General features: G+C 60.1%; 22 protein-coding genes and 2 pseudogenes. 11 read left to right on the forward strand and 13 right to left on the reverse strand.

Features of this window, described 5'->3' with window-relative positions; all coding sequences use genetic code 11:
• Positions 1-7: 7 nt before the first annotated feature.
• The 7 genes from algG to yaaA all read right to left on the reverse strand — a co-directional run bounded on the left by algG (position 8) and on the right by yaaA (position 10,234).
• A complete protein-coding gene (algG, locus tag FIV39_RS01620; RefSeq protein ID WP_090409222.1) occupies positions 8-1,576 on the reverse strand; it encodes a mannuronan 5-epimerase AlgG in 1,569 nt (522 codons plus the stop codon).
• The gene (locus FIV39_RS01625) at positions 1,576-3,063 is read right to left on the reverse strand and encodes an alginate export family protein (RefSeq protein ID WP_090409219.1); all 1,488 of its coding nucleotides are present in this window, start codon (positions 3,061-3,063) and stop codon (positions 1,576-1,578) included. The genes algG and FIV39_RS01625 overlap by 1 nt, the downstream gene beginning before the upstream one ends.
• Positions 3,060-4,451 carry an alginate biosynthesis TPR repeat lipoprotein AlgK gene (gene algK / locus FIV39_RS01630; protein WP_090409216.1) on the reverse strand — a complete coding sequence of 464 codons (1,392 nt, stop codon included), beginning with the start codon at positions 4,449-4,451 and terminating at the stop codon, positions 3,060-3,062. The genes FIV39_RS01625 and algK overlap by 4 nt, the downstream gene beginning before the upstream one ends.
• Positions 4,452-4,453: 2 nt before the next feature.
• Positions 4,454-5,620 carry an alginate biosynthesis protein Alg44 gene (locus FIV39_RS01635; protein ID WP_146371482.1) on the reverse strand — a complete coding sequence of 389 codons (1,167 nt, stop codon included), beginning with the start codon at positions 5,618-5,620 and terminating at the stop codon, positions 4,454-4,456.
• A gap of 41 nt (positions 5,621-5,661) precedes the next feature.
• The gene (gene alg8 / locus FIV39_RS01645) at positions 5,662-7,131 is read right to left on the reverse strand and encodes a mannuronan synthase (protein ID WP_090409214.1); all 1,470 of its coding nucleotides are present in this window, start codon (positions 7,129-7,131) and stop codon (positions 5,662-5,664) included.
• A 103-nt stretch (positions 7,132-7,234) separates the two neighbouring features.
• Entirely contained in the window at positions 7,235-8,551 is a 1,317-nt protein-coding gene (locus FIV39_RS01650; RefSeq protein WP_090409211.1) for a nucleotide sugar dehydrogenase, read from the reverse strand.
• A 903-nt stretch (positions 8,552-9,454) separates the two neighbouring features.
• Complete coding sequence (gene yaaA / locus FIV39_RS01655; RefSeq protein WP_090409208.1) at positions 9,455-10,234, reverse strand: peroxide stress protein YaaA; 780 nt, start codon at positions 10,232-10,234, stop codon at positions 9,455-9,457.
• Between the two features lie 119 nt (positions 10,235-10,353).
• Here yaaA and FIV39_RS01660 point away from each other — a divergent pair, with 119 nt between their 5' ends.
• From FIV39_RS01660 to moaE, 5 genes are all read left to right on the forward strand, one after another.
• A complete protein-coding gene (locus FIV39_RS01660) occupies positions 10,354-11,478 on the forward strand; it encodes a polysaccharide deacetylase family protein (RefSeq protein ID WP_090409205.1) in 1,125 nt (374 codons plus the stop codon).
• Positions 11,479-11,825: 347 nt separating this feature from the next.
• Positions 11,826-13,220, forward strand: coding sequence for a PhoH family protein (locus FIV39_RS01665; RefSeq protein WP_032877681.1), 1,395 nt, complete (start codon positions 11,826-11,828; stop codon positions 13,218-13,220).
• 96 nt (positions 13,221-13,316) lie between these two features.
• A complete protein-coding gene (gene moaC, locus FIV39_RS01670) occupies positions 13,317-13,790 on the forward strand; it encodes a cyclic pyranopterin monophosphate synthase MoaC (protein ID WP_027604721.1) in 474 nt (157 codons plus the stop codon).
• The gene (moaD, locus tag FIV39_RS01675) at positions 13,787-14,029 is read left to right on the forward strand and encodes a molybdopterin converting factor subunit 1 (protein ID WP_090409202.1); all 243 of its coding nucleotides are present in this window, start codon (positions 13,787-13,789) and stop codon (positions 14,027-14,029) included. Before moaC ends, moaD begins: the two co-directional genes overlap by 4 nt.
• Positions 14,030-14,031: 2 nt before the next feature.
• Positions 14,032-14,481, forward strand: a complete 450-nt coding sequence (gene moaE / locus FIV39_RS01680) for a molybdopterin synthase catalytic subunit MoaE (RefSeq protein WP_090409199.1) — start codon at positions 14,032-14,034, stop codon at positions 14,479-14,481.
• A gap of 128 nt (positions 14,482-14,609) precedes the next feature.
• Here moaE and rhlB read toward each other — a convergent pair whose 3' ends face one another.
• Together rhlB and FIV39_RS01690 are read right to left on the reverse strand one after the other, a co-directional pair.
• Complete coding sequence (rhlB, locus tag FIV39_RS01685) at positions 14,610-16,073, reverse strand: ATP-dependent RNA helicase RhlB (RefSeq protein ID WP_167361158.1); 1,464 nt, start codon at positions 16,071-16,073, stop codon at positions 14,610-14,612.
• A 96-nt stretch (positions 16,074-16,169) separates the two neighbouring features.
• Positions 16,170-16,826 (reverse strand): alpha/beta hydrolase, encoded by a 657-nt coding sequence (locus tag FIV39_RS01690; RefSeq protein WP_090409193.1) that lies wholly within the window; start codon positions 16,824-16,826, stop codon positions 16,170-16,172.
• A gap of 345 nt (positions 16,827-17,171) precedes the next feature.
• Here FIV39_RS01690 and FIV39_RS01695 point away from each other — a divergent pair, with 345 nt between their 5' ends.
• The 4 genes from FIV39_RS01695 (at position 17,172) to FIV39_RS01710 (ending at position 21,341) form a co-directional block, all read left to right on the forward strand.
• A complete protein-coding gene (locus tag FIV39_RS01695; RefSeq protein ID WP_090409190.1) occupies positions 17,172-18,203 on the forward strand; it encodes an amino acid ABC transporter substrate-binding protein in 1,032 nt (343 codons plus the stop codon).
• Positions 18,204-18,275: 72 nt separating this feature from the next.
• Positions 18,276-19,457: an amino acid ABC transporter permease gene (locus FIV39_RS01700; RefSeq protein WP_090409187.1), complete on the forward strand. Its 1,182-nt coding sequence runs from the start codon at positions 18,276-18,278 to the stop codon at positions 19,455-19,457.
• Positions 19,458-19,467: 10 nt separating this feature from the next.
• Complete coding sequence (locus tag FIV39_RS01705) at positions 19,468-20,565, forward strand: amino acid ABC transporter permease (protein WP_090409184.1); 1,098 nt, start codon at positions 19,468-19,470, stop codon at positions 20,563-20,565.
• Positions 20,566-20,576: 11 nt separating this feature from the next.
• Positions 20,577-21,341: an amino acid ABC transporter ATP-binding protein gene (locus tag FIV39_RS01710; protein WP_003171943.1), complete on the forward strand. Its 765-nt coding sequence runs from the start codon at positions 20,577-20,579 to the stop codon at positions 21,339-21,341.
• A 50-nt stretch (positions 21,342-21,391) separates the two neighbouring features.
• Here FIV39_RS01710 and FIV39_RS01715 read toward each other — a convergent pair whose 3' ends face one another.
• Complete coding sequence (locus tag FIV39_RS01715; RefSeq protein ID WP_090409181.1) at positions 21,392-21,874, reverse strand: type II toxin-antitoxin system MqsA family antitoxin; 483 nt, start codon at positions 21,872-21,874, stop codon at positions 21,392-21,394.
• Positions 21,871-22,145, reverse strand: a pseudogene (locus FIV39_RS01720) (type II toxin-antitoxin system MqsR family toxin). Before FIV39_RS01720 ends, FIV39_RS01715 begins: the two are co-directional and overlap by 4 nt.
• 159 nt (positions 22,146-22,304) lie before the next feature.
• On the opposite strand from FIV39_RS01720, the gene FIV39_RS01725 reads away from it, so the two are divergent.
• Together FIV39_RS01725 and FIV39_RS01730 are read left to right on the forward strand one after the other, a co-directional pair.
• Positions 22,305-22,964: a FadR/GntR family transcriptional regulator gene (locus FIV39_RS01725; RefSeq protein ID WP_090410142.1), complete on the forward strand. Its 660-nt coding sequence runs from the start codon at positions 22,305-22,307 to the stop codon at positions 22,962-22,964.
• Positions 22,954-24,219, forward strand: a complete 1,266-nt coding sequence (locus FIV39_RS01730) for a CynX/NimT family MFS transporter (protein WP_090409177.1) — start codon at positions 22,954-22,956, stop codon at positions 24,217-24,219. Before FIV39_RS01725 ends, FIV39_RS01730 begins: the two co-directional genes overlap by 11 nt.
• On the opposite strand, the pseudogene FIV39_RS01735 reads toward FIV39_RS01730, so the two are convergent.
• A pseudogene (locus FIV39_RS01735) lies at positions 24,216-24,866 on the reverse strand (DUF1120 domain-containing protein). The gene FIV39_RS01730 and the pseudogene FIV39_RS01735 sit on opposite strands and share 4 nt — an antisense overlap.
• A gap of 18 nt (positions 24,867-24,884) precedes the next feature.
• Positions 24,885-26,036 carry a DUF1120 domain-containing protein gene (locus FIV39_RS01740; RefSeq protein ID WP_090409174.1) on the reverse strand — a complete coding sequence of 384 codons (1,152 nt, stop codon included), beginning with the start codon at positions 26,034-26,036 and terminating at the stop codon, positions 24,885-24,887.
• Between the last annotated feature and the right edge of the window lie 9 nt (positions 26,037-26,045).

The raw sequence follows: 26,045 nt of genomic DNA on the forward strand, positions 1-26,045 counted from the left end.
GTCATCCTCAGTCCTGCATTTCGGTCTGGCGTTCGACAGGGTCGATCAGCACGGCTTTCTGCTGGCGCACCAGCAGGTCGAGAATTTCTTCCTGACGATCGCCCAGCACGCCGGAGAAGCTGATGCCGCTGGATTTGGTCGGCGCCAGCATCGACACGCGGTACAGCTCGATACTCAATGGCGAGTCGATGGACAGCGGCCCGCTGCCGTTGCCCGCCAGTTCACCGCCGACCACGATCAGCGAGACCTTGGCGTCGAATGGGTCGAGGGCGATGTCGCGGTCGGTGTCGGTCAAATCCTTGATGTGGCCGTACACGCCGGTCAGGCCGTTGGCCATCGAGGTGTTTTCGTACAGCTTGATGTTCACGCTGTTACGTATGCGGATGCCGTGGCGACGGTTGCTGATCACCTTGTTGCCCCACAACAGGTTGTCGCCGCTCTCATAGAGGGTGATGCCGTCGGTGTGGTTGCGGTAGATCTCGTTGTCGGCGATCAGGTTGTTCACGCTGTTACGGTCGATCACCAGGCCCGAAAGCTTGTTGTCGTAGCTGCGGTTGTTGAAGATGAAGCTGTCGTTCACTTCCCGGGAAATGATGATGCCGTGCTTCTTCTTGGTGCCGTACACGGTGTTGTCCGCGATGATCAGGCCGTGGGAACGGTCATGGGGGTCAATGCCGTAGACGATGTTGTCTTTGTAGGTATTGCCCTTGATCACGAAGCCCGTGGTCTCATAGCAGTAGAAGCCGTACCACATGTCCGAGAACTCGGAGTCGATGATCCAGCCGGTCGGCTCAGGGCGCTTGAGCACCTTGGCCATGTTCGGCGTGTACTGGGAAATACTCACCCCGTACGACTTACTGTTGGCATAGCCGAAGCTGGCCATCTTGGTTTTGGAGATGTAGGTTTCGGTGCCGCCCCAGGCCAGCAGGAACGGGCGGAATTCCTTGGGCGACTGGAAGGTCGCCGGGCCGTTGGCCTTCTCTTTCCAACCGGTGATCCGGGTGTCACGCACAAACAGCTGGCCGTCGTTGATCAGGAACGAACCGGCTTCCTGGGACAGGCGCAGTTCTTTGGTCTGCTTGTCGATGTCCAGGATGCCCTTGCGGCCGACCACGATCGGCAACTTGGCCAGGAATACGCCCGGCGAGGTTTCGCTGAAGTACTGCTTGGGCACTTTGCCGAGCAGGTCCTTGAGGTTCATGTAACCGTCGTCGACAAAGATCGCCTGGGGAATGCCGTGCTGGCGCACCACCCATTCGGCCATCTTGTTGTCGCCGCCGATAAAGTCCTTGAGGGCATCTTCCTGCATCATGCGACGGATGCTGATCTTGCCGGGCTTGGTGCGGACGATCTTCTTTTCCATCGCTGCGGCGGTATAGCCCGACAGGTCAGGCAGGGCCGGCTTGGCCATTTCCAGCGGCGCGGTCGGCGGGCTGGAAATGGTGTAGGTCTTGGCCTGTTGCAGTTCCTTGGCGATGGTCGGCGCCTTGGCCGCCGTATCGGCAAACGCTGTGGCACTGGCCACTAGCATTGCCGCGACGAGTAGGCTTTGAGCATTCATTGCACAGGCTCCCATCAGAATTTCCAGATCACGTCGACAAACGCGCGATGCATGTACGAGTCGACCTGGCTGCCATAGGCGTCACCCGGTTTGAACACACCGGCGCGGAAACGCACCAGGGCTGATGGCTCTTCAACCGACTGGCTGAGCGCGGCCGGCAGCAGGCCGGTCTTGAAGTACTTGGTGACCACCAGGTCCATCTCCTGGCCCAGGTCTTTCTTGCCGTCTTCAAGGGGCAGGGAAGTGCTGGACAGGATCGCGCCGGTCACGTCATCGGTGTTGTTCTGCACCGCATCGATGCCGTTGCTGCCCACCGGCTTGTTGCCGTCGACACGCCAGAACTTGTGGTACACGAGGCTGGCGTCGTAGTCCTCACGCAGCTGCCAGGAACCGAACAGGCTCATGGACTGCATGTTGTTCATCTCGCCGCGAAACGCTTCGCCGAAACGGTGGACGCGGGACTGGGTGCCGGTGAAGTTCGAACGGTTGCTTTGCAGGCCGTTCTGCTCGTATTCGGCACTGGCGCGGGCATAGGCCGCACCCACTTGCCACTGCGGGTCGAGGCGCAGGCGGATACCCAGGTCGGTAGCCCAGCCACTGACGTCATCACTGCGTTTGGCTTCTGTCGGGCGGGTGCCGTCGGCGTTCAAGGCATTGACCGAGTCGCGGTCGCCTTTCATGCCGGTGATGCTGGCCCAGTAGTTGACGGTGTTGGTGTTGCGCCAGTTGTAGGCGTCGCTGTTGGCTTCGATGCCGAGCCAGGTCAGGTCGCCGTTCTCGCGCTTGTCCAGCGAGTCGGTGGCGACGCCCGGTTCCGGGTAGTCGAGCTTGCCGTTGTCATGGGTGTGGTGGCCCCGCAGGCCGATCCACTGGCCTGGCGTCCACTGGTAGGACGCATCGGCGTAGAGGTGCTGACGGTCCTTGTCCTTGGGCGACAGTTCCTTGAGGTCGGTGCGGTATTCGCTGAAACGTTCGGCGACGCCGACGTTGGCCTTGAGCAGGGTGGTGTCGAAGGTCCAGTTCAGCGCTTCGATGTTGGTGTCGCGCCATTGGCCGTCGTCGTTGCGCAGGCGTTGGCGACCGAGCTTGAGGATCTCGCCGGGGTAGGGCGTGAAGCCGCTGTAGCCGACCCAGAACTCGCGCATGGCCAGGTAGTTTTTCTTGGTCTTGCGGTCGTTGTTGGTGGTTTGCTGGTTTTCGTCATCCGCCGACTGTTGCAGGGTGTCGGTCTCGATGATGTCGCTCGAAGCAACCGCCTGGCCCATGGCATAGGCGCTCCAGTTACCGCTTTCGCCGTAGATCCACGGGCGCAGGTCGAGGCCGATACCGTTGACGTCGCCGCCTTTCTGGGTGCCGAGGTCGCGGTCATCTTCGGACTGCGCGGTGGCTTTGACTTCCAGGCCGAAGTTCTTGGCTTCGGTCAGCGCGGCCAGGGTCGGGCACGACCACAGCAGGGCGAAGGTCAGGCCGATGCCGGCCTGCACGAATGGATTGAGCTTCATAGGGATTCCTCGCCGTCTTCTTCTTCCAGGGCGTGCAGTTGCAGCGTGCTCTGGGCCAGGGTGCCGCGTGCGGCCAGTTCCTGTTGCACCAGGCGTTGGCCTTGGGCGCGTTGTTCTGGCGTGAGCGGAGCTTCGAGCTGCGTGGCCAGGTCATTGGCCTCTGGCGTGTCCTGGGCTTTAGCCAATTGGCTGAAGACATAGGCATTCAATGGGTCGGGCTTGGTGCCCTTGCCTTGGGAAAACAATTGGGCGATGGCGAAGTCGGCGCTGTTCTGGCCGTTGCGCGCAGCGGTCAGCAGGTGGTCCAGGGCTTTTTGTGAATAGACCTGGCCCAAGTAACCACGGCGATAGATCTGGCCGAGGTAGTAGTCGGCAGCCACTTCGCGGCCCACTGCTTTCTGGAAGTGCGCTTCAGCCGCCTTGGCGTCCGCCGGCACCCACTTGCCTTCGTAGTAGAGCTTGCCCAGCAACAGTTCGGCGCGCGGCTGGTCGGCGGCGCGGCCGTTGTCCAGGTACTTCATCATCTGGTCGACGTCGCCCAGTTCGGGGAAGTCGTAGAGCAGTTGCGCCAGGCTGACCCAGGAAGCGGGGTAGCCGGGGGCGATTTTTTCCAGCAGGGCCTGGGCGGTTTTCTCATCGGTCTTGCCCAGCGTGGCGTCGCCCAGTACGCGGGCTACGCTGTCGACGCGTTGTGCGGTGACAGTGCCGCGGCTGTAGCCGGCTTCCATCTGCTTGAGCAATTCGGCCTGTTTTTCCGGCTCGGCTTTTTTCTGGTAGACCGTGGCCAGCTCGACATAGCAGATGTCGGTGGTGTTCAGCGCGGCCTTGCAGATGCGCTCAACGTCATCCAGATGCTGGTCGTAGGTGTCCTGGGTGCGATACAGCAGCACCTGGGCCAGGCCGGCTTCCGGGTAACCGGCGGCCTGCCATTTGCTGATCTGCTGCTGGGCATTCACGTTGGGGAAACTGTGCGGGTATTGCAGGTACAGCATCGCCAGCGGGATCAGGGTATTGCCTTCGCCATTGGCAAAGGCCTTTTTCAGCAGGCCTTCGGCTTCATGGTGTTCGGCTTCGGTGGAGCCTGGCTTGGCCACCAGCAGGCGACCGAGACGCGCCTGGGCGCGCGGCGAGGTATCCGCCGCTGCACGGTAGGTGGCCTCGGCCTGTTTGATTTGCGCCGGATCGCGGGTGCCTACCTGGATGTCGGCCAGGCCCACCTGGGCCTCGCTGTAGCCCAGGTCTGCCAGTTGCTGGTAATTCTGCTGCGCGGTGACGGTATCGCCACGCTTGAGCGCTTCATTGGCCAGGCGTTGGTCGGGCAGGCCGGCGCAACCGGCGAGGGCGATGGCCAGCGCCAGGGGCACAGGCAGGGTTCGAAGGGCGCTCATGATTAAAGACCCGCAGCCATGGCTTTATCGATCAGCCAGTTCAGGGATGGGCCACGGTCGCTGGTCACTTCCACCGGGCGGCCGGCGTAGGCGCTGTCCAGCGGGGCGTCAGGCTTGATCTGTACGCGGATGTCGGAGGACAGGTCGGCGCTGTTCAGGCTGGTGCTGCTGACGATGGTGCCGGTGCGCACTTGTTCTTCGTCGGCTACCTGGAAGCTCACCGGGGTACCTGGGCGCACGTCACCGAACTGGCGATAGGTAAAGCGAGCTTCGACGTTAGCCTGGCTGCCGCGTGGCACCAGTTGGAAGATCACGTCGCCTTTGCTGGCGTACTGGCCGTCGGCGACCATTTGCTGTGCTACCACGCAATCGCACGGCGAGGTGAGCGTGCCGGTCATTTGCTTGCCGAACAGTTCTTCGACCTTGGCCGGTTGCAGTTGGTCTTCGTCCAGGTGGCCCTTGAGCACATCCAGCATGCTGGTGCTGAACGTCGCCAGTGGCGCGCCTTTGGCCGCCACCGAATCACCTTTGAGCAGGCTTTGCACGGTGCCGTCGCGCGGCATGGTCACGTTCATGCCAGGCACGCTCACCAGGCCGGCCTGGGCGTGGCTGACGAAGTACATGCCGTACACCGATTTGAACACGAAACCGAAGGCCGCCAGGCCCACCAGGAAGATCGCCAGGCTGAACGTCACGGCGCGCAGGCGGCCGAAGGCGCTCATGTTGCTGCCGCCGTCCTTGACCTTGCGCGCCTTGGTGAAGTTGTCGCGTTGCAGGGTCGCCAGCACGTCACCCATGGTCACGATGTCGCCGGACAAGTGCGAGGTGATCAAGTGGCGCAGGGTGGAAATATCCTGGGCGTCGAGGTTCTGGAACTGGCAACCGGTACGGCCGCTCTGGCGGTCGTAGGAGCGGATCTGCAACTCCACATCCATGGCCAGGCCGAGGTTATCGATGACGAATTGCAGGCGACCCTTGTGCACTTCACCCACGGTCAACGGCTGGGTGGCGGTGAACGCCAGGCCGCCGGCGGACAGGTCGATGACCCGTGCTTCGGTCTGGGTGCGGTCAGTGTTGAAGAAGCGCAGCTTGGCCGGGATTTTGACCCGGGCATGTTGACGCTGGGCTTCGGATTCGTGGACAACGTTGGCGTTTACTTGACTGTTTATGCTCATTAGGGATAGCTCCTAGGTTAATTCAGGCTTGGCTGTCAGACCATCATCAGCAACACGGCAACGAAGATGCTGCCGGCGGAGAAGGTCATGGTCCGAGACGACCAGGTGTTGAACCAACGTTGAAAGCTGGCCAAATCGCGGGTCAGTTTGGTGTCCTGGCGGGTCCAGGACTGTTGATCAAGGCGGAAGAACACGTAGATCTTCACCAGCGCGCCCATGATCTGGTTGTAATAGAGAATCACCGGGTAAGCCGGGCCGATGTTGTGGCCGGAGCACGACAGCAGCAGGGTCAGGATCAGGCGGGTGATACCGATCCACAGCAGGTACGCGAGGATGAACGCGCCGCCGTACTTGAAGGTGGCGATGATTGCCACGGTCAGGCCGAGCAGGGAGGTCCACATCGACACGCGCTGGTCGAACAACACGATGCTGGTGAACAGGCCAAGGCGGCGTACACCCAGGCCGAGGGCACGGGAGTTCTGGCGCAGGTTGTTGCCGTACCAGCGGAACATCAGCTTGCGGCTGGCCTTGATAAAGCTCTTTTCCGGCGGGTGTTCTACGGTGTGGATCGCCGCATCGGGCACGTAGAAGGTGTCGTAACCCAGGCGCATCAGGCTGAACCAGCTGGACTTGTCATCACCGGTGAGGAACTTGAAGCGGCCCAGGCGCCAGTGTTGCAGCGAGTCGCTTTCCACGTCGGCGATAAAACCCGGGTCGGTTACGACGTTGGCACGGAACACCGACATGCGACCGGTCATGGTCAGTACGCGCTTGGACAGGGCCATGGAGCACATGTTGATGTGGCGTTGGGCGAAGCGCAGTTTGTGCCACTCGCTCATGATGTAGCCGCCGCGCACTTCGCAGAATTCGTTGGTGGTCAGGCCGCCGACGTTGCCGAACAGCTGGAACCACGGCACGGTCTTGCGCACGACGCCTTCGGCAAGCACGGTGTCGCCATCGATCACGGCCACCACGGCGCGGTCGTCCGGCAGGTGGCGGGAGATGGCGCGGAAACCGAAAGCCAGGCCGTCGCGCTTGCCGGTACCGGCGATACGCACGAAGTCGAGTTTGACGTGGTCCGGCGGGTTCATGCGTTCCCACAGGCTCTTGACCAGCAGCTCATCGGACATTTCCACCAGCGAGCAGACCACGGTGGTGGGGAAGCCGCATTCGATGGCCTCGCGAATCACCGAGCTGTACACCTGCGCGGTGGTCAGCGCATCGATACGGAAGCTGGTGACCATCAGGAACACGTGGGACGGGTCGGCAGCCTTGCCCAGCTTGCGCACTTTACGGCGCAGGTGTGGGTAGACCACGTACAGGAACAGCATGCCGCGAAAGAAATGCGTAGCACCCATCGAGTAGCGCCAGATACCGACGGCGCCAATCAGGAAAATAAAATTCTTCGACTCGGAGTCGAAGGTGCTGGCTGGCAGAGCCAGAGCCAGAAGCGCTAAGAGCCCCAGATAAAGTAGCCAGCCAGTCGCTTGGTTTAACCGTTGCATATTCGTGTCCGTCACGGGGGAGTAGGGCTACAAGCCGCAAGCTACAAGCTGAAAAACGTCGCTTCTAACTTGCCGCTTGCCGCTTGAAACTAACCGCTGCCCCTTACCAACAAATGCCTTCGGTACGGCCGGTCGAGCTGGTGGCCTTGGACATGAAGCCCACCAGGTCGATCACTTGCTTGCCGTGCGGTGCGTTCTGCGCCAGGGCACGGAACTTCTCGTCACGGTTGCCGAGGATGATCACGTCGGAGTTGTTGATCACGTCATCGAAGTCCGAGTTGAGCAGGGACGACACGTGCGGGATCTTGCCTTCGATGTAGTCCTTGTTCGCACCGTGCACACGGGCGTACTCGACGTTGCTGTCGTAGATGCTCAGGTCGTAACCCTTGCCGATCAGCATTTCGGCCAGTTCTACCAGCGGGCTTTCGCGCAGGTCGTCGGTACCGGCCTTGAAGCTCAGGCCCAGCAGGGCGACTTTGCGTTTGTCGTGGCCGGCGACGATATCGAAGGCGTTTTGCACCTGGGATTCGTTGCTGCGCATCAGCGAGTTGAGCAGCGGCGCTTCCACGTCCAGGGAGCTGGCGCGGTAGGTCAGGGCGCGTACGTCTTTAGGCAGGCACGAGCCGCCGAACGCGAAGCCTGGGCGCATGTAGTACTGGGACAGGTTGAGGGTCTTGTCCTGGCAGACCACTTCCATCACTTCGCGACCGTCGACGCCGACTGCCTTGGCGATGTTGCCGATCTCGTTGGCGAAGGTGACCTTGGTGGCGTGCCACACGTTGCAGGTGTACTTGATCATCTCGGCCACAGCGATGTCCTTGCGGATGATCGGTGCGTCGAGTTCTTCGTACAGGGACTGCAGGACATCGCCGGAGGCTTTGTCGAACTCGCCGATGACGGTCATCGGTGGCAGGTCGTAGTCGGCGATGGCGGTGGATTCGCGCAGGAATTCCGGGTTGACCGCAACGCCGAAGTCGACGCCGGCTTTCTTGCCGGAGCAGTCTTCGAGGATTGGGATCACCACGTTGGCGACGGTGCCCGGCAACACGGTGCTGCGGACCACGATGGTGTGGCGGGTGGTCTTGTCACGCAGGACAAAACCGATCTCGCGGCATACCGATTCGATGTAGTTGAGTTCCAGGTCGCCGTTTTTCTTGCTTGGCGTGCCGACGCAAATCATCGACAGGTCAGTATCACGAATGGCTTCGGCGAAGTTGGTGGTGCCGCGCAGTCGACCGTTTGCGATGCCTTGGCTCAACAGTTCGCCCAGACCCGGCTCAACGATCGGCGATTTGCCGGCATTGATCAGGTCGATCTTTTCCTTGGAGATGTCTACGCCGACCACTTCGTGGCCACGGGCAGACAGGCAACCGGCACACACTGCGCCAACGTAACCCAAACCAAATATGCTGATGCGCATCGCAATTACCTCTTTGTCATTGAAGACGGTATTAAAATCATGCCATTAGATGGCCGGAGTTCATGTTTGCAAACGTCACAAATGCCGCGAAAGTTGGGCGAATAGACGCCGACTTGCCGCGTACAGGCATGTTGAATAACGAGTGACTAACTATTGCACTCAAGTTGTGCGCAACTTGGCCTTGTTATTGGGGCCTGCCCTGAAATGCAGCCAGCCTTCCTGGGGGAAGGGCTTGGCGCCAGTGCCGCAGGGCCTTGATAGAGGCTATAAGCCTTTAAGTATCAATGCCTTGGGTTGTCTCACTGACCCATTAGGGTAAGCACAGCCTTGGCCTTATAGTTCGTGGCAATGGATCCTTATCGCCGCTCTCAACTAATCGGTTGGTAATGTGACCACTGAGTCAAAGTTGAATATGACAACTTCGCTACTTCCGTTGGTCCGCCTTGTAAGTCATCTCCTACAGAAACAGAGAATTTCGTTACCGGTGGTATGAGCGGTGCTTTAGGACGAAGTTCCTGGCCGCTCATCCTGTTTCCGGAAATTTCTTGAAATATGGGCAAAGATGGCACTGGTACTATATTGATAGCACTTGCTATTTGGGCCAGTAGTTACAGGTAGTTGGCGCGTAGGAATAGTTTTGTGCCACTAGTGATTTAAAAAAGTGGTGCCACTACGAAAAAAAATCGGAAATGTCGAGTGAAAGAATTGTTAGGGATGTGTCGGTATATTTTTTGACGTCAAATAAATGACGATTTTTGGTGTGGAGCGCGGACAAAAATGTGGGAGGGGGCTTGCTCCCGATTGCGTTGTGTCAGTCGCCTATGTATCGACTGATGCACTGCCATCGGGGGCAAGCCCCCTCCCACATTTGGATTTCATTGTCTGAAGGAGGCTGGTACGGCCTTATTCCGGTGCGTGATCGCGCAAAAACACCAGATTATCCGGCTTGGATTGCTCCGCATTGAAGCGGTAACCCTGCACATCGAACTGCTTGAGCTTGGCCGGATCGTTGACGCGCTCTTCGATCACGAAGCGGCTCATCATGCCCCGGGCCTTTTTCGCGTAGAAGCTGATGATCTTGTACTGGCCGTTCTTGAGGTCCTTGAACTCGGTGTTGATGATCCGCGCGTTCAGGGCCGTGCGCTTGACCGCCGAGAAGTACTCGTTGGACGCCAGGTTGAGCAGGACGTCGTCACCTTGTTCGGCCAGGGCTTCGTTCAGCCATTCGCTGATGCGCGTGCCCCAGAAGGCGTACAGGTCCTTGCCGCGGGCGTTGGCGAGTTTGGTGCCCATCTCCAGGCGGTACGGCATCATCAGGTCCAGGGGGCGCAGCAGGCCGTACAGGCCCGAGAGCATGCGCAGGTGGTCCTGGGCGTAGCTGAAGTCGGCATCGGTGAAGGTGTCGGCGTTGAGGCCGGTGTACACGTCGCCCTTGAACGCCAATAAGGCCTGCTTGGCATTCTCAGGGGTGAAGGCCGGGGTCCAGCTGCCGAAGCGGGCGGCGTTGAGGCCGCCGATCTTGTCGGACACGTGCATCAATTCGCTGATCTGCGCCGGGCTCAGTTCGCGCAGTTGCTCGATCAGCGCCTGGGAGTGGTCCAGGTACTGTGGCTGGGTAAAGCGCTGGGTCGCCGGCTTTGACTCGAAGTCGAGGGTTTTGGCGGGGGAAATCACCATCAGCATGAAGTCGTCTCCTGTAATCGTGCGGGGATTCTAGGGGCTCGGGCGTTTTGACTCCACCTATGATGGCGATAGGCGCGATCCGCTATGATGGCCGACGACTCTGGAGAGGGAGACCCTGCGTGCGAATAGCGCTTTTGTTGTCGGCTTGCCTGCTGTGCCTGAATGCCCAGGCGGCACCGGTGGATGTAGCCAGCCTGGACCGTGGCACCTGGCCGGAAAAACTCAGCAGCCCCGCGCTGTTCGATGTGGCTTCGCGCGCGGAAATCCTGATGTTCGCCCACAGCCTGCTGGCCAGTGAATCCCTGGATGAAGCCGCACTCAAGCAGCGCCTGGGCTTGAAGATCATCAACCTGGCCGCCATTGACGACCTGCGCCGCGAGCTTTGGCAGCGGTTGTTGGAGAACTACACCTTCGCCCAGCAAAGTTGCGAAGTCGACGCCTCGTTCTGCTACCTGGTGGAGAGCATGGACGACCTGCGAGAGCAGGCCGGCAAGTTGGCGATCAGCGAAGACTCCTTCTATATAGGCTGGGCAGCACCCAGCCATGCCTTCCATGAGCGCTATCTGGACGAACTGCTGCGCAAGGCCGCGCTGTTTCCGCAGATCAGCAGCGAAGTCGCGCGGTTTGGCGACCATGAGCGCAATGGCGATGAGTTCAACGACCGCCTCTTCCTGCTGACCTTCGACGGCGGTCCGGCACCCGTCAGCGGTAATACCGACTGGCTCGCCGACTACCTGCGCAAGCAGAAGATGAACGCCACCTTCTTTGTCCTCGGCAGCAGCCTGCAAAACCGCGTGGAGCGCAGTTCCGCCGCGGAGGTGGAGGCGTTGTACCAGGGCCAGTGCGTCGGTACCCAAGGCTGGCAGTACCGTTCCCACAGCCATTGGGTGGACTGGCAAGGCTCCATCACCCGCAGCGCGCAGTTGGTGCAGAACCTGATGCCGGAAAACTACGTGCCGCTGTTCCGTCCGCCTTACGGGCAACGTCGCGCGGACAGCCAGGGCTTCTTCCAGTCCCAGGGCTTGCAGGTGGCGTTATGGGACATCGATTCCCAGGACGAGCCGGGCAAGCTCAAGGCCGATGAGTCGGCGCAGCGGGTGCTCACATTGATGCTGTTGTGGCGCAAAGGCGTGATTGTGTTTCACGACACCCAGGACAAGGCGCGGGTGGCCTTGCCGATGTTGCTGCAGGCAACGGCGCAAAGCGGGCTGGGTTGGCAGGACTGCCGGGAAGCATTTCGTTAAAAAGATGAAGTGCCCGGCCCTGTTGGGTGCGAGGCATTTTTGCACTGATTTTTTGCGACATTTCGATGCAGGCGGACTTCCGACTTTAACGGTGCATCGAGCACTCGGCTAGTGCTATTCGTCATCCTGAAAAATAAACTTCAAAAAAGCGTCAAAGTGCTTTTTCCTGTCATGGGTTTTGCGGTATTACGAAGTCAGATCGCCGAAACCTGCAACACAGGTGGCGTCTTCCAAGACTCCTCATGTGGGCACTGCGCTTGACGTCACTCAGGTGCAGTCGGTGGTCGAATCGAGGCGCAGCACTGTCGTGGTATTGCGTCGACTGGCTCCCACAAAGGTGACCGAGTATGGATGATCATGGACGCACCCCTTCTTCCGACCAGCCAATCCTTTATGTGCTTGATACCAATGTATTGATCCACGATCCAAACGCACTGCTTAACTTCGAAGAACACCACGTCGCTATCCCGATGATCGTGCTTGAGGAGCTCGACAAACTCAAAAGCGGGCACCACAGCGTGGCTGCCGAATGCCGCCAGGCTATCCGCCTGATCGACAAGACCCTGGGCGAAGCGTCACCCGAGGACGTTGAAGTCGGCGTGCCGATCCAGCGCGGCAAGAGCGGACCCAAGGGCTTGCTGTCGATTCTGATGAGCAAGCGCAGCGAGCCCAACAGCCTGCTGCCGGAAAACCTCAACGACAACAAAATCATCAACCAATTGATCGACCTGCACGCTCGCGACAAGGACCTGCGCGTGGTGCTGGTGACCAAAGACATCAATATGCGCCTCAAGGCACGAGCGTGTGGGATCGCTGCCGAGGACTACAGTACCGACCAACTGGTCGACGACGTGTCGATGCTGTCCCGTGGTTATCACATGATGACCGGCTCGTTCTGGGACCGTGTCAGCAAGGTCGAAACCCGTCAGGACCATGGCCGCACCTGGCACCAGGTGCAGTTGATCGACAACCTGCCGGCTGTGCATATCAATGAATTCATCGTCGACGAGCAGGGCTTCGTGGGCTGGATCAAAGAGATCCAGGTCGACAAGCTGCTGATTCTCGACCTGCATCAGGAACCCCTGTTGCACCAGGAAGCCTGGGGCCTGAAACCGCGTGACATCTACCAGAGCCTGGCGCTGTATGCGCTGCTCGACCCGGACATCCACCTGGTCAACCTGACCGGCGCTGCCGGTTCCGGTAAAACCATCCTCGCCCTGGCCGCCGCCATCGAGCAGACCATGGTGACCAAGCGCTATCGCCGCATCATCGCCACTCGCTCCGTGCAGGGCCTGGACCAGGAAATCGGCTTTTTGCCCGGTACCGAGGCGGAAAAAATGGAGCCGTGGCTGGGGGCGATCACCGACAACCTCGAAGCCTTGCACATGGATGACGAAAACACCCATGGCAGCGTCGACTACATCCTCAGCAAAGTGCCGTTGCAGTTCAAATCCCTCAACTACATCCGAGGTCGCAGCTTCCAGCAAAGCCTGATTTTGATCGATGAATGCCAGAACCTGACCCCGCACCAGATGAAAACCATCATCACCCGTGCCGGCGCCGGTTCCAAAGTGGTGTGCCTGGGCAACCTGGCACAGATCGACACCCCTTACCTGTCCGCGACCAGCTCCGGGCTGACTTACCTGACGGAACGCTTCAAGGATTTCCCGAACGGCGTGCATATTGCGCTGCAAGGGGTGCCTCGCTCGATTCTGGCTGAATATGCAGAGTCGCATCTCTGAGTAGCAAGCTTTAAGCTACAAGCTGCAAGTGGGTCCTGTGAGCTTTTCACTTGCCGCTTGCAGCTTGTAGCTTTTTTGCTGCCTCAAGGAGGCCTCGTGCTAACTCATCTCGATTCCCAAGGTCGCGCCCATATGGTCGACGTCACCGACAAGTCCGTGACGTTCCGTGAGGCGGTGGCCGAAGCGCGGGTGCGCATGCTGCCCGAAACCCTGCAAATGATTGTCGACGGCGCCCATCCCAAGGGCGACGTGTTTGCCGTGGCCCGCATTGCCGGGATCCAGGCCGCGAAAAAAACCAGTGATTTGATCCCCCTGTGTCACCCGCTGATGTTGACCGGGGTCAAGGTCGAACTGAGTGCCGATGGCGCAGACTCGGTGCACATCGTCGCGCGCTGCAAGCTGTCCGGGCAGACCGGCGTGGAGATGGAAGCGTTGACGGCGGCCAGTGTCGCCGCGCTGACGATTTACGATATGTGCAAGGCCGTGGATCGCGGCATGACCATCGAAAACATTCGCCTGCTGGAAAAGCTCGGCGGTAAAAGCGGGCATTTCAAGGCGGATGGACAATGAGCATCAACGTACTGTTTTTCGCGCGTTACAGCGAAAAAATAGGCCTGGATTCACTTGAGATGGAAGGCGATTTCGCCACTGTCGATGCCGTGCGCCAGGCGTTGGCCGGCGATCCGGGCTTTGAAGTGCTCAACGAAACCAGCTTGATGTGTGCCCGCAACCAGGAGTTGTGCGCTCTCGACGAGCCGTTGCAGGCCGGTGATGAAGTCGCGTTCTTCCCGCCCGTGACCGGAGGCTGAGCATGGCCATTCGTGTACAGGTCGAGGCCTTTGACCCCGGCGCGGAAGTCAACGCCATGCACGCCGCGAATGTGGGCGTGGGCGCGGTGGTGAGTTTTGTCGGCTATGTGCGCGACTTCAACGAGGGCCGCGAGGTGGCGGGGATGTTCCTGGAACACTACCCCGGCATGACTGAAAAAGCTTTGGCCAAGATCGCCGTCGAAGCCGAGCAACGCTGGCCGCTGCTCAAGCTCGAAGTGCTGCATCGTATCGGTGCGCTGCAGCCGGGTGAGCCGATTGTGTTCGTGGCGGCCGCCAGTGCCCATCGCCAGGCGGCGTTCGATGCCTGTGCGTTTGTGATGGATTACCTGAAAACCCGTGCGCCGTTCTGGAAGAAGGAAAACACCAGCGAAGGTGCACATTGGGTGGAAGGACGGGACAGCGACCACGCTGCAGCGGATCGCTGGAAATAGCCAGCCGAACACAGAACCAAATGTGGGAGGGGGCTTGCTCCCGATAGCAGTGGGTCAGTCACTTTATCTGTGACTGACCCACTGCTATCGGGAGCAAGCCCCCTCCCACATTTTTATTGCATTTCAGCTTACGGGCGTTTGCGTTCTACAGCCCGCAGTAAGTGCGTTGGCGGTGTCTCGCAGCTGATCTTGCGCCCCAGCAAGGTCTCGATGGAAGGCAACTGATACGAGTCATCCTCCCCGGCAAAGCTTATCGACACACCCGCTGCGCCCGCCCGGCCGGTGCGGCCGATACGGTGCACGTAGTCGTCCGGCACTTCCGGCAGGGTGAAGTTGATCACGTGGCTGATGCCGTCGATGTGAATCCCGCGCCCGGCCACGTCGGTGGCCACCAGCACGCGAATCTTGCCTTCGCGGAAGCCTTCCAGGGTCTTGATGCGCTTGTGTTGCGGCACGTCGCCGGACAGTTGCGCGGCGTTGACGCCATCGCGCACCAGGCGTTCTTCGATGCGACGCACTTCGTCCTTGCGGTTGGCGAATACCATCACGCGCTCCCAACCGTTGTCGTTGACCAGGTTATAGAGCAGCTTGTACTTGTCGGCACCGGCCACGGCGTAGATGTGCTGTTCGACGTTTTCGCTGGCGACGTTCAGTGCTTCGATCTCGACGATGGACGGGTCGGTGGTCCATTGCTTGGCGAGGTTCATCACGTCTTCGGTGAAGGTTGCGGAGAACAGCAGGGTCTGACGCTCGGCCTTTGGCGGGGTCTGGCGAATGATCTGACGCACTTGTGGGATGAAACCCATGTCGAGCATGCGGTCGGCTTCGTCCAGCACCATCACTTCGACCATGTCCAGGTGCACGTCGCCGCGCTGGTTGAAGTCCAGCAGGCGGCCAGGGGTGGCTACGAGGATGTCGCAATGGCGGGCTTCGAGGTGCTTGAGCTGCTTGTCGAAGTCCATGCCGCCCACGAACGTCATCACGTTGAGGCCGGTGTACTTGGTCAGGTCGGCGGCGTCCTTGGCGATCTGCACCACCAGTTCACGGGTAGGCGCGATGATCAGCGCGCGCGGTTCACCCATGTAGCGTTCTTTCGGCGGCGGCGTTTGCAGCAGCTGGGTGATGATCGAGATCAGGAACGCGGCGGTCTTGCCGGTGCCGGTCTGGGCACGGCCGATGGCATCTTTGCCGGCGAGGGTGAAGCCCAATACCTGTGCCTGGATCGGCGTGCAGTACGGGAAACCCAGGTCCTGGATAGCGTGCATCAGTTCCGGGGCCAGTTTGAAATCGTGGAAGCGGGTCTTGCCTTCCTGGGGCTCGACGACGAAGTCTTCGAGTTTCCACGGGATCACCGGCGGTTTCGGCGCGCGTTCCCGGCGAGGCTTGGGGGCGGGTGCGGCTTCAGCCTCAGGTTTTGCCTGTTCGGGCGGTGTCACCGTCGGTGTCTTCGGCTGGGCGACAGGTGCAGTCCGGCCTGGCTGTTGACCGTCATTGCGGCTGCCGGAGGAGGGGACAGGAGCACTGGGAACAGGCGCGAGCGGCTCAGCCTCGCTTTTGCCGAACATCTTCTTGAGTGCTTTGAGCACGGTGATCTCATTAATTGGTTAAGGAATATACGCCGGCCAGTGTAATGCAAGAATCGGGCGCGGCGTAGTGCGTCTGTCATACGGCTACATAAACGTGGGTTTTCAGCCCAGGCGAGCGATCAGCCAAGTAGCGATATCGCGTATCTCCTCGGGTAACACTTCGTGGCCCATTGGGTATTCCTGCCATGTCACGGTGACACCACGGGTTTTCAGATACTCGTAGGCGCTGCGGCCCATGGCGTTCTGTACTACCTCGTCGTACTGGCCGTGCAGGCACAGGGTGGGAATGCGTTGCTGGCTGGCGGATAACTCCAATTCGTCATCGAAGGTTGGCGCGTAGGTCGAGAGGGCGATCACGCCGCCCAGGGCACCTTGCCATTTCTTGAATGCTGTGTGGAAAACCACTGCGCCACCTTGGGAAAAGCCGGCTAAGAAAATTCTTGAGGCGTCTATTCCGCTGCTTTTTTGCTCCTTGATCAAATCCGTGACCATTGTGGCTGACTCTTTCAGCTCTTCCAGGCTGATCGAACGCGCCGGGCTCATGGCCTTTATGTCGTACCAACTTGGCATCTCGTAACCGCCATTGATCGTCACCGGGCGGGTCGGCGCCTGGGGCAATACAAAGCGGGTGGACAGCAAGGTCTGCTGAAGCGCCTCGGCCACCGGCAGGAAGTCGTAGCGATCGGCACCCAGGCCATGCAACCAGATTACGCAGGCGTCTGCGGGCTTGGCGGGCTGAAGAATCAAGGGTTCGGTCATGTCTGCTCCATAAATGTGCGTGCGCTCCGATTGGGTGCGTCGGAACGGTGCGCGACAGGTTGATCTGTTAAGAGAATGTCGCAAGGGTGAATCTTTTTCTATTGACGAGGGGCTGAAACGACTCAGCCGCCACTCTGGTACGCGCCTTGCTATGTGTAGGTCGATGTCAGAACTTTTTCGGGACGGTAACACTATCAGTGACTGCCGCTTTCGGGATAGCAGCTGGAATTATCGCGAAAGCCTCATGCCGCTTGACCCTAAAAAAAGCCAACACGGGTCGATATCGCCTCATAAGGGTGCGCTGAGGTTGGAGCTTCGACACAACAAGAGCAACTGGAGGTTTGAATGAAGGTATTGAAATCCACCCTGGCCATCGTTTGCGCGGCGGCCGTACTGGGTGTCAGTGGTTTCGCCCAGGCTGGCGCCACTCTGGACGCCGTGCAGAAGAAAGGCTTTGTGCAATGTGGCGTGAGTGACGGCTTGCCGGGTTTCTCGGTACCGGATGCCAGCGGCAAGATCCTCGGGATCGATGCTGACGTTTGCCGTGCTGTGGCCGCTGCCGTTTTCGGCGACGCCACCAAGGTCAAGTTCAGCCAGTTGAACGCCAAGGAGCGTTTCACCGCGCTTCAGTCCGGCGAAGTCGACATCCTGTCGCGTAACACCACCATGACCAGCTCCCGCGATGCGGGCATGGGTCTGAAATTCCCGGGCTTCATCACTTACTACGACGGCATCGGCTTCCTGGTTAACAACAAGCTGGGCGTCAAAAGTGCCAAAGAACTGGACGGTGCAACCATCTGCATCCAGGCCGGTACCACCACCGAGCTGAACGTTTCCGACTACTTCCGTGGCAACAACCTCAAATACACCCCGATCACCTTCGACACCTCCGATGAAAGCGCCAAGTCGCTGGAATCCGGCCGTTGCGACGTACTGACCTCCGACAAGTCCCAACTGTTCGCCCAGCGCAGCAAGCTGGCCGCGCCGAAGGACTACGTGGTTCTGCCGGAAACCATTTCCAAGGAACCGCTGGGCCCGGTCGTGCGTAACGGCGATGACGAGTGGCTGGCCATCGTGCGCTGGGTTGGCTACGCCATGCTCAACGCTGAAGAAGCCGGTATCACCTCCAAAAACGTTGAAGCTGAAGCCAAGTCCACCAAGAACCCGGACGTTGCACGTCTGCTCGGTGCTGACGGCGAATACGGCAAAGACCTGAAAGTGAAGAAAGATTGGGTCGTACAGATCGTCAAGCAAGTCGGTAACTACGGTGAAGTGTTCGAGCGCAACCTGGGCAAGAGCACCCCGCTGGAAATCGACCGTGGCCTGAACGCGCTGTGGAACGCTGGCGGCATTCAATACGCACCCCCTGTGCGCTGATCGCTGATGGTTCTGTCACCCGGTGGGCCAACCGCCGGGTGATGTTCTGTTCCATTATTTTCGGGGCACTTCATGCAAAAACAAATCGGCGCACCAAAGCAGAAGCTCAGCTTCAGCGATCCCAAAGTGCGTGCGTGGCTCTTCCAGATCATCACGATTGTGGCGGTGATCTCGCTGGGCTGGTACCTCTTCGACAATACCCAGACCAACCTTCAACACCGGGGCATTACCTCGGGTTTCGACTTTCTTGAGCGCAGTGCCGGCTTCGGTATCGCGCAGCATTTGATCGACTACACCGAATCGGACAGCTATGCCCGCGTCTTTGTAATCGGCTTGCTCAACACCTTGCTGGTGACCGTGATCGGTGTGGTCCTGGCGACGCTGCTCGGCTTCATCATTGGCGTGGCGCGCCTGTCACCGAACTGGATGATCAACAAGCTGGCGACCGTGTATGTGGAAGTGTTCCGCAACATTCCGCCGCTGCTGCAAATTCTGTTCTGGTACTTCGCGGTGTTCCTGACCATGCCGGGGCCACGCAACAGCCATAACTTCGGCGACACCTTCTTTGTCAGCAGCCGTGGCCTGAACATGCCGGCAGCGCTGGCCGCTGACGGGTTCTGGCCGTTTGTGGCCAGCATCGTGGTTGCCATCGTCGCAATCGTGCTGATGGCGCGTTGGGCCAATAAGCGCTTTGAGGCGACCGGCGTACCGTTCCACAAGTTCTGGGCGGGCCTGGCGCTGTTTATCGTGATCCCGGCGTTGTGCGCCTTGATCTTCGGCGTGCCGCTGCACTGGGAAATGCCAAAGCTTTCAGGCTTCAACTTTGTCGGCGGCTGGGTACTGATCCCTGAACTGCTGGCGCTGACCCTGGCGCTTACCGTGTACACCGCGGCGTTTATCGCCGAGATCGTGCGCTCGGGCATCAAGTCCGTCAGCCACGGCCAGACCGAAGCTGCGCGCTCCCTGGGCCTGCGCCCTGGGCCGACGCTGCGCAAGGTCATCATCCCGCAAGCCCTGCGGGTGATCATTCCGCCGCTGACCAGCCAGTACTTGAACCTGGCGAAGAACTCGTCGCTGGCCGCCGGTATCGGCTACCCGGAAATGGTTTCGCTGTTTGCCGGCACGGTGCTCAACCAGACCGGCCAGGCGATCGAAGTCATTGCCATCACCATGAGCGTGTACCTGGCGATCAGCATCAGCATTTCCCTGCTGATGAACTGGTACAACAAGCGCATTGCGCTGATCGAGCGGTGAGGAAACGCACATGAGTTCGCATACTTTCAAACCTGATATGCCGCCGCCGAGCAAAGTCTTCGGACCGATGGCCTGGATGCGTGCCAACCTGTTTTCCAGTTGGCTCAATACCCTGCTGACGCTGTTGGCGTTTTACCTGATCTACCTGGTGGTGCCGCCGATCCTGCAGTGGGCCATCCTCGATGCCAACTGGGTCGGCACCACGCGCGCCGATTGCACCAAAGAGGGCGCGTGCTGGGTGTTTATCCAGCAGCGCTTCGGGCAGTTCATGTACGGCTACTACCCCGGCGACCTGCGCTGGCGTGTGGACCTGACCGTGTGGCTGGCCATTGTCGGTGTGGCGCCGTTGTTCATCTCGCGTTTTCCACGCAAGGCGGTCTACGGCCTGAGCTTTTTGGTGCTGTACCCGATCATCGCGTTTTTCCTGCTGCACGGCGGGATCTTCGGCTTGACCAACGTGGCCACCAGCCAATGGGGCGGCCTGATGCTGACCCTGGTCATCGCCACTGTCGGCATCGCCGGTGCCTTGCCTCTGGGCATTGTGCTGGCCTTGGGGCGGCGCTCGAACATGCCGGCGATTCGTGTGGTCTGCGTGACCTTCATCGAGTTCTGGCGCGGCGTGCCGTTGATCACGGTGCTGTTCATGTCTTCGGTGATGCTGCCGCTGTTCCTGCCTGAAGGCATGGGCATCGACAAGCTGCTGCGGGCGTTGATCGGTGTGATCCTGTTCCAGTCGGCCTACGTGGCCGAGGTGGTGCGCGGTGGTTTGCAGGCGATCCCTAAAGGTCAGTACGAAGCGGCCGCGGCGATGGGCCTGGGTTACTGGCGCAGCATGGGCCTGGTGATTCTGCCGCAAGCCCTGAAGATGGTAATCCCGGGCATCGTCAACACGTTTATCGCGTTGTTCAAGGACACGAGCCTGGTGATCATCATCGGTTTGTTCGACCTGCTCAACAGCGTCAAGCAAGCCGCCGCCGACCCGAAATGGTTGGGTATGGCCACTGAAGGCTACGTGTTCGCCGCCCTGGTGTTCTGGATTTTCTGTTTTGGTATGTCGCGCTATTCCATTCATTTGGAACATAAGCTCGACACAGGCCACAAGCGTTAGGAGTTGTTGTTATGAGCGAAGCGATCAAACAGCCTGTGAGCCCTGAAGGCATTATCCAGATGCAGGGCGTCAACAAGTGGTACGGCCAGTTCCACGTGTTGAAAGACATCAACCTCAACGTCAAGCAGGGCGAGCGTATTGTGCTGTGCGGCCCGTCGGGTTCTGGCAAGTCCACCACCATCCGCTGCCTCAACCGTCTGGAAGAGCACCAGCAGGGCCGCATCGTGGTCGATGGCGTGGAGCTGACCAACGACCTCAAGCAGATCGAAGCGATCCGCCGTGAAGTCGGCATGGTGTTCCAGCACTTCAACCTGTTCCCGCACCTGACCATCCTGCAGAACTGCACGCTGGCGCCGATGTGGGTGCGCAAGATGCCCAAGCGCAAGGCCGAGGAAATCGCCATGCACTACCTGGAGCGTGTGCGCATCCCGGAGCAGGCCCACAAGTTTCCGGGGCAATTGTCCGGCGGCCAGCAACAGCGTGTGGCGATTGCCCGCGCCCTGTGCATGAAACCGAAAATCATGCTGTTCGACGAGCCGACCTCGGCCCTTGACCCGGAAATGGTCAAGGAAGTGCTCGACACCATGATCGGCCTGGCCGAAGACGGCATGACCATGTTGTGCGTAACCCACGAAATGGGCTTCGCCCGCACCGTGGCCAACCGCGTGATCTTCATGGACAAGGGCGAGATCGTGGAACAGGCGGCGCCGAATGACTTCTTCGACAACCCGCAGAATGACCGGACCAAGTTGTTCTTGAGCCAGATCCTGCATTGATTGACGTTTGAAAAAATAAACCCGGCCAGGCCGGGTTTATTTTTGTCTGTTCAGCAGGCCTTGAGCGCCTCATGCCCTGTGTTCACGGTATGAGTGAACCCCCGCAGGTCAGCGCCTTCGGCCAATACCTTGGCGTCGGCGAGCAAATGAGGGTAACGGTCCAACAATCGCATCAACAGAACCAGTGGCTTCGGTGGCAGAAGCTCACCGCGTTCATAACGTGAAAAAGCGTTGTGACCGCCACCGGACAGCAGTTGCACGGTTTCTTTTTGCGTAAGGTGCAGCTTGCGACGGATGCGTTTCATCTCGTTGCCGATCATTGTCCGCGCGGCGTGGACGAGTTCATCCCCTGCTTTTGCGTGGCGCTCTGAACTATCCGGGTCATACATGCCGTCGCCGCATGCATGGCATTCCCAGCCAGAAAGGTCATCGACACGACGCTCCATCCCTTTGACGCTAATGGTCTCGCTACGGCCCTCGAATCGATTCATGCCGTCGGGCGTACCGCATATAAAGCACTGTTGAGTCTTCATGAGTTGCACTCCTTGAAGGAGATTACCGGTGGGTTACCGCCTGAGTGGTAAGTGACCTTTATGTAAATCTCCATGCCGTGTGAACTGATGTGGGACACGTCCTGCCAGACCTTATGGTCTGCAATTGAAAAACGACTTCTTGCATTTCATGGATCTCAAAGCCGAGTTTCCTTCCTGTGCTCTTTGCCGTTGAGGTAAATGCCTTTTCTCCAAGCCGCCTGACATCCGCCTTGATCACCGCCAGATCGTAATGAGGTGTGTACTTTTCCATAAGACACCTGAGCCGAATAATTACCCTCTAAGGGTAATTTTACCAATCGAAAATACTGCTCCTTTTCCTGCCTAAGAACCCTGGTGCGTTGCCTTTTTAGGCAACTCTGAATAGGCTGTAGGAAAATTCATCCTATGATTGGACGAAAACCTGCATCCCATGACAGACATCGCCCCCCTGATCAAACGCTCCCTGGTGGACCAGGCCCTGGAGCAGTTGCGCTGGCGCATTACCGAGGGCAAGTGGGCCATCGGCGAACGCCTGCCCACCGAGCCGGAGCTGTCCGCCGAGCTGGGCATCAGCCGCAACACCGTGCGCGAGGCCATGCGCGTGCTGGCGTTTTCCGGGTTGATTGAAATCCGCCAGGGCGACGGCAGTTACCTGCGCTCGATGACCGACCCGCTGGGCGCCATGCGCGCGTTATCCCACTGCAGCCTGGAGCAGGCGCAGGAGACGCGGCAAATTCTGGAAGTGGAGGCCGTCGGGCTCGCGGCGGTGCGCCGTACCGAAGCCGACCTCACCGCTTTGCATGAGGCACTCAAGGCCAGCGCGGTGCTGTACCACGGTGACCTGGAGGCCTATATCAGCGCCGACCTGGTGTTCCACAAACGCCTGGTGGATGCCGCGCACAACCCGGCATTGAGCGAGCTGTACCAGTACTTTTCCGCGATTGTCGGCGCGCAGTTGCGCCAGACCCTGAACATTTCGCCGCGCCGCCAGGCGGTGTTCGACCTGCATACCGCCCTGCTCGAAGCCGTGCAACATCAGGACCCGGAACGCGCCAAATCCCTTTGCCGGCAGTTGATCAATGAGCCCTGAAACCAAGCGCACGACCGAGTTGGAAGAACTGTTGATCGACGCCGAAGCCGACGACGAGGTGGTGCAACACAGCCACCCGATGGTGAGTCGCCCATGGCTGTTGCTGTTGGGCCTGGTCCTGGTGGCGTTGAACCTGCGCCCGGCGTTGTCGAGCGTGGCGCCGTTGCTGGCCGAGGTTTCCAGCAGCCTGGGGTTGTCGGCGGCCAAGGCCGGTTTGCTGACCACCTTGCCGGTGTTGTGCCTCGGCTTGTTCGCTCCCATGGCGCCGATCCTGGCCCGGCGTTTTGGCGCCGAGCGCGTGGTGCTGGGGATCCTGTTGACGCTGGCCGCCGGCATCATCCTGCGCAGTTCGTTTCGCGAAGTGGGGTTGTTCGCCGGCAGTCTGATTGCCGGTGCGAGCATCGGCATCATCGGCGTATTGCTGCCGGGCATCATCAAGCGCGATTTCGCCAGACACGCCGGCGCCATGACCGGTGTGTACACCATGGCCCTGTGTCTGGGCGCAGCGTTGGCGGCGGGCGCCACGGTGCCGCTGAGTCATTACTTCGGCGACCGCTGGACCATTGGCCTGGGCTTCTGGATTCTGCCGGCGTTGGTGGCAGCGTTGTTCTGGTTACCGCAGGTCGGCCAGAAACACGGCGCCCATCAGGTCGCCTATCGAGTGAAGGGCCTGTTGCGTGACCCGTTGGCCTGGCAGGTCACCGTGTACATGGGCCTGCAATCGTCCCTGTCGTACATCGTGTTTGGCTGGCTGCCGTCGATTTTGATCGGTCGTGGCCTGAGCGCGACCGAAGCCGGTTTGGCGTTGTCCGGCTCCATTGTCATGCAATTGTTCAGTTCCCTGGCCGCACCGTGGCTGGCGACACGCGGTAAGGACCAGCGCCTGGCAATTGTGCTGGTGATGCTGCTGACCCTCGGCGGCCTGTTCGGTTGCCTGTATGCACCGCTGGACGGTCTGTGGGGCTGGGCGATTCTGCTTGGCCTGGGGCAGGGCGGTACGTTCAGCCTGGCGCTGACCTTGATCGTGTTGCGCTCGCGCGACTCCCATGTGGCGGCCAATCTGTCGAGCATGGCCCAGGGCTTTGGTTACACCCTGGCCTCCCTCGGCCCGTTCGCGGTGGGCCTGGTGCACGACTGGACCGGCGGCTGGACGGCCATCGGCTGGATCTTCGCGGTGATCGGCGTGGGCGCGATCATCGCCGGCCTGGGGGCCGGGCGTGCGCTGTATGTGCAGGTGAGCAGCGAGAAACTCTAGAAATACACCACCTCCAGTGTGGCCAGGCCGTCGAGTTGGGTGTCGCTGCTCAGGTCGAGGTTTTGCGCGGCGTTGATCACGGTTTCAACCTTTACCGTGCTGATCAGCTCACGGATCGCCGAGGGGCCGGCCGTGCTGCCTGGCGTGTCGGTGAAACCCAGGTAGCTGTTGGCGCCGATGTTGATCGGGTTGAGGTTGGCGGTACGCCAGGCCAGGCCGCCAGTGGTGGATTCGGTGCCGTACACTTGCGTGGTGCTGTCGACCTGGGTTTGCCGGGGGTCGAAGGTCATGGAGTACAAGCCGATGCGGTTACCGCTGTTATCAAACCCGAGGCCTTAGTAAATCTCGCTGTTGACGGTCGCCGAGCCTTCACGATTGTCACGCATGCGCAGGGCGAAGCGGTTCGGCGCGTTGCAGTCGATGCTGACTTGCAGCAACTTGACCGGCAGGCGTGTGCTTTTGTCCTGGTTGAGATCCTGGCGGGAAATCTTGCCGTAGTCGATCAGCGCGCCGTTGGACAGCAGCGGGGTGCAAGCCATAGGCGTAATGCGGCCCTTGACCGTCACGTCGACGGCCGAGGCGGCCTGCGCAACGGGCGTGGCACCGAGCAGCAGCAGGGAGAAAAAGGCGATGTCGTACGGTTTCATGAGGTTGATTCCCAGGGGTTACAAATAGATGATTTCGAGTGTGCCGGAGCCGTTGATCCGCACCACGCTGCGCAGGTCCAGGTTCTGTGTCGGGGCCAGGTAGGCTTTGATGCGCACCGTTCCGGCCAGGTTCTGGATAGGTACCGGCCCCAGCGTACTGGCGGCGCGGTCGGTGAAACCCATGAGGCTGTTGGCGGCGATGGGGATCTGCCGGGAACTGGAGCTGCTCCAGGCGGCACCGCCACTGGTGGAATCGGTGCGATACAGTGTGCCGAGGGCGTCGGCGCTGAACTCCGCCGGGTCGATGTTCACGTAGTAGCGCCCGATCTTGTTCCCGCTGTTGTCCAGGTCCAGGCCGTAGGCGGTTTCATCGGTGCCGCCGGTGGCCGAACCGTTGCGGTTGTCATGCATCTTCAAGGCGAATGGGGTAGCAGCGTCGCAGCTCACCGAAAACTGCAACGTCCGAGTGGGCAGCGGGGTTTCATTGTCAGCGCCCAGATCCTTGGCCAGTAAGGTGCCGTAATCCACCAGCCCGCCGTTGGACAACTGTGGCACGCAGGCCACGGGGGCGAACTGGGCCAGCAGCGTCAACTCGCGGTACCGATCACTGGGCAGGTTGTAGAGAGTTCCGGACACTTCCCAGGTGGTTGCCTCCCTGACCCGCGTGGCGGCGGAATCGGCCCAGGCGCTGACGCTCAATTGCAGTGTGAAGTGCTTGCCCGTCAGCAGCGTGCCGTTCTCGACCGGAGCAATCCCATGGCCCGGTCGCCAGTCCAGCGTGGTACCGGTGACGATGGGCGGCTGACCGCTGGCGGGCAACAGCCCCAAGGTCACCGCCTGGCCATCCAGTACACCGTCGCTGGCGTGAATGGCATAGCTGCCATGCTCGGTAAACTGCAGCCGCTGCGCACTCGCCGCCACGGCGCGATAAAACAGGCTCGGGTCGCTGGGGTTCGGGCAGTTGAACGTTAGGCTCAGGCGGCGTTCGCCGAGTAAGCGTTGCGCGGCGGCGTCGTTTTGCGCGGCGCGGTTCATCGAGCCGAAATCCAGCCGTGAGTCGCTGACGTTCAACTGGCATTCATCCTGGGCCTGGGCAGCACTGAACGCACCCAGTAGCACGCAGGCAGCGCTCAGCCGTCGCGCGTGGGGGGCAAGCAATAGGGCAGTCATCGAGCATCC

This window comes from Pseudomonas grimontii (genome assembly GCF_007858185.1).
Lineage (GTDB): Bacteria > Pseudomonadota > Gammaproteobacteria > Pseudomonadales > Pseudomonadaceae > Aquipseudomonas > Aquipseudomonas grimontii.

Coding starts and splice junctions, on each gene's coding strand:
- FIV39_RS01695 (WP_090409190.1), top strand. CDS start 17,172: ATGAAGGTATTGAAATCCACCCTGGCCATCGTTTGCGCGGCGGCCGTA.
- FIV39_RS01710 (WP_003171943.1), top strand. CDS start 20,577: ATGAGCGAAGCGATCAAACAGCCTGTGAGCCCTGAAGGCATTATCCAG.
- yaaA (WP_090409208.1), bottom strand. CDS start 10,234: ATGCTGATGGTGATTTCCCCCGCCAAAACCCTCGACTTCGAGTCAAAG.
- FIV39_RS01625 (WP_090409219.1), bottom strand. CDS start 3,063: ATGAAGCTCAATCCATTCGTGCAGGCCGGCATCGGCCTGACCTTCGCC.
- moaE (WP_090409199.1), top strand. CDS start 14,032: ATGGCCATTCGTGTACAGGTCGAGGCCTTTGACCCCGGCGCGGAAGTC.
- algK (WP_090409216.1), bottom strand. CDS start 4,451: ATGAGCGCCCTTCGAACCCTGCCTGTGCCCCTGGCGCTGGCCATCGCC.
- FIV39_RS01730 (WP_090409177.1), top strand. CDS start 22,954: ATGAGCCCTGAAACCAAGCGCACGACCGAGTTGGAAGAACTGTTGATC.
- FIV39_RS01690 (WP_090409193.1), bottom strand. CDS start 16,826: ATGACCGAACCCTTGATTCTTCAGCCCGCCAAGCCCGCAGACGCCTGC.
- alg8 (WP_090409214.1), bottom strand. CDS start 7,131: ATGCAACGGTTAAACCAAGCGACTGGCTGGCTACTTTATCTGGGGCTC.
- FIV39_RS01650 (WP_090409211.1), bottom strand. CDS start 8,551: ATGCGCATCAGCATATTTGGTTTGGGTTACGTTGGCGCAGTGTGTGCC.
- FIV39_RS01700 (WP_090409187.1), top strand. CDS start 18,276: ATGCAAAAACAAATCGGCGCACCAAAGCAGAAGCTCAGCTTCAGCGAT.
- FIV39_RS01725 (WP_090410142.1), top strand. CDS start 22,305: ATGACAGACATCGCCCCCCTGATCAAACGCTCCCTGGTGGACCAGGCC.
- FIV39_RS01705 (WP_090409184.1), top strand. CDS start 19,468: ATGAGTTCGCATACTTTCAAACCTGATATGCCGCCGCCGAGCAAAGTC.
- algG (WP_090409222.1), bottom strand. CDS start 1,576: ATGGGAGCCTGTGCAATGAATGCTCAAAGCCTACTCGTCGCGGCAATG.
- moaD (WP_090409202.1), top strand. CDS start 13,787: ATGAGCATCAACGTACTGTTTTTCGCGCGTTACAGCGAAAAAATAGGC.
- FIV39_RS01665 (WP_032877681.1), top strand. CDS start 11,826: ATGGATGATCATGGACGCACCCCTTCTTCCGACCAGCCAATCCTTTAT.
- FIV39_RS01740 (WP_090409174.1), bottom strand. CDS start 26,036: ATGACTGCCCTATTGCTTGCCCCCCACGCGCGACGGCTGAGCGCTGCC.
- FIV39_RS01715 (WP_090409181.1), bottom strand. CDS start 21,874: ATGAAGACTCAACAGTGCTTTATATGCGGTACGCCCGACGGCATGAAT.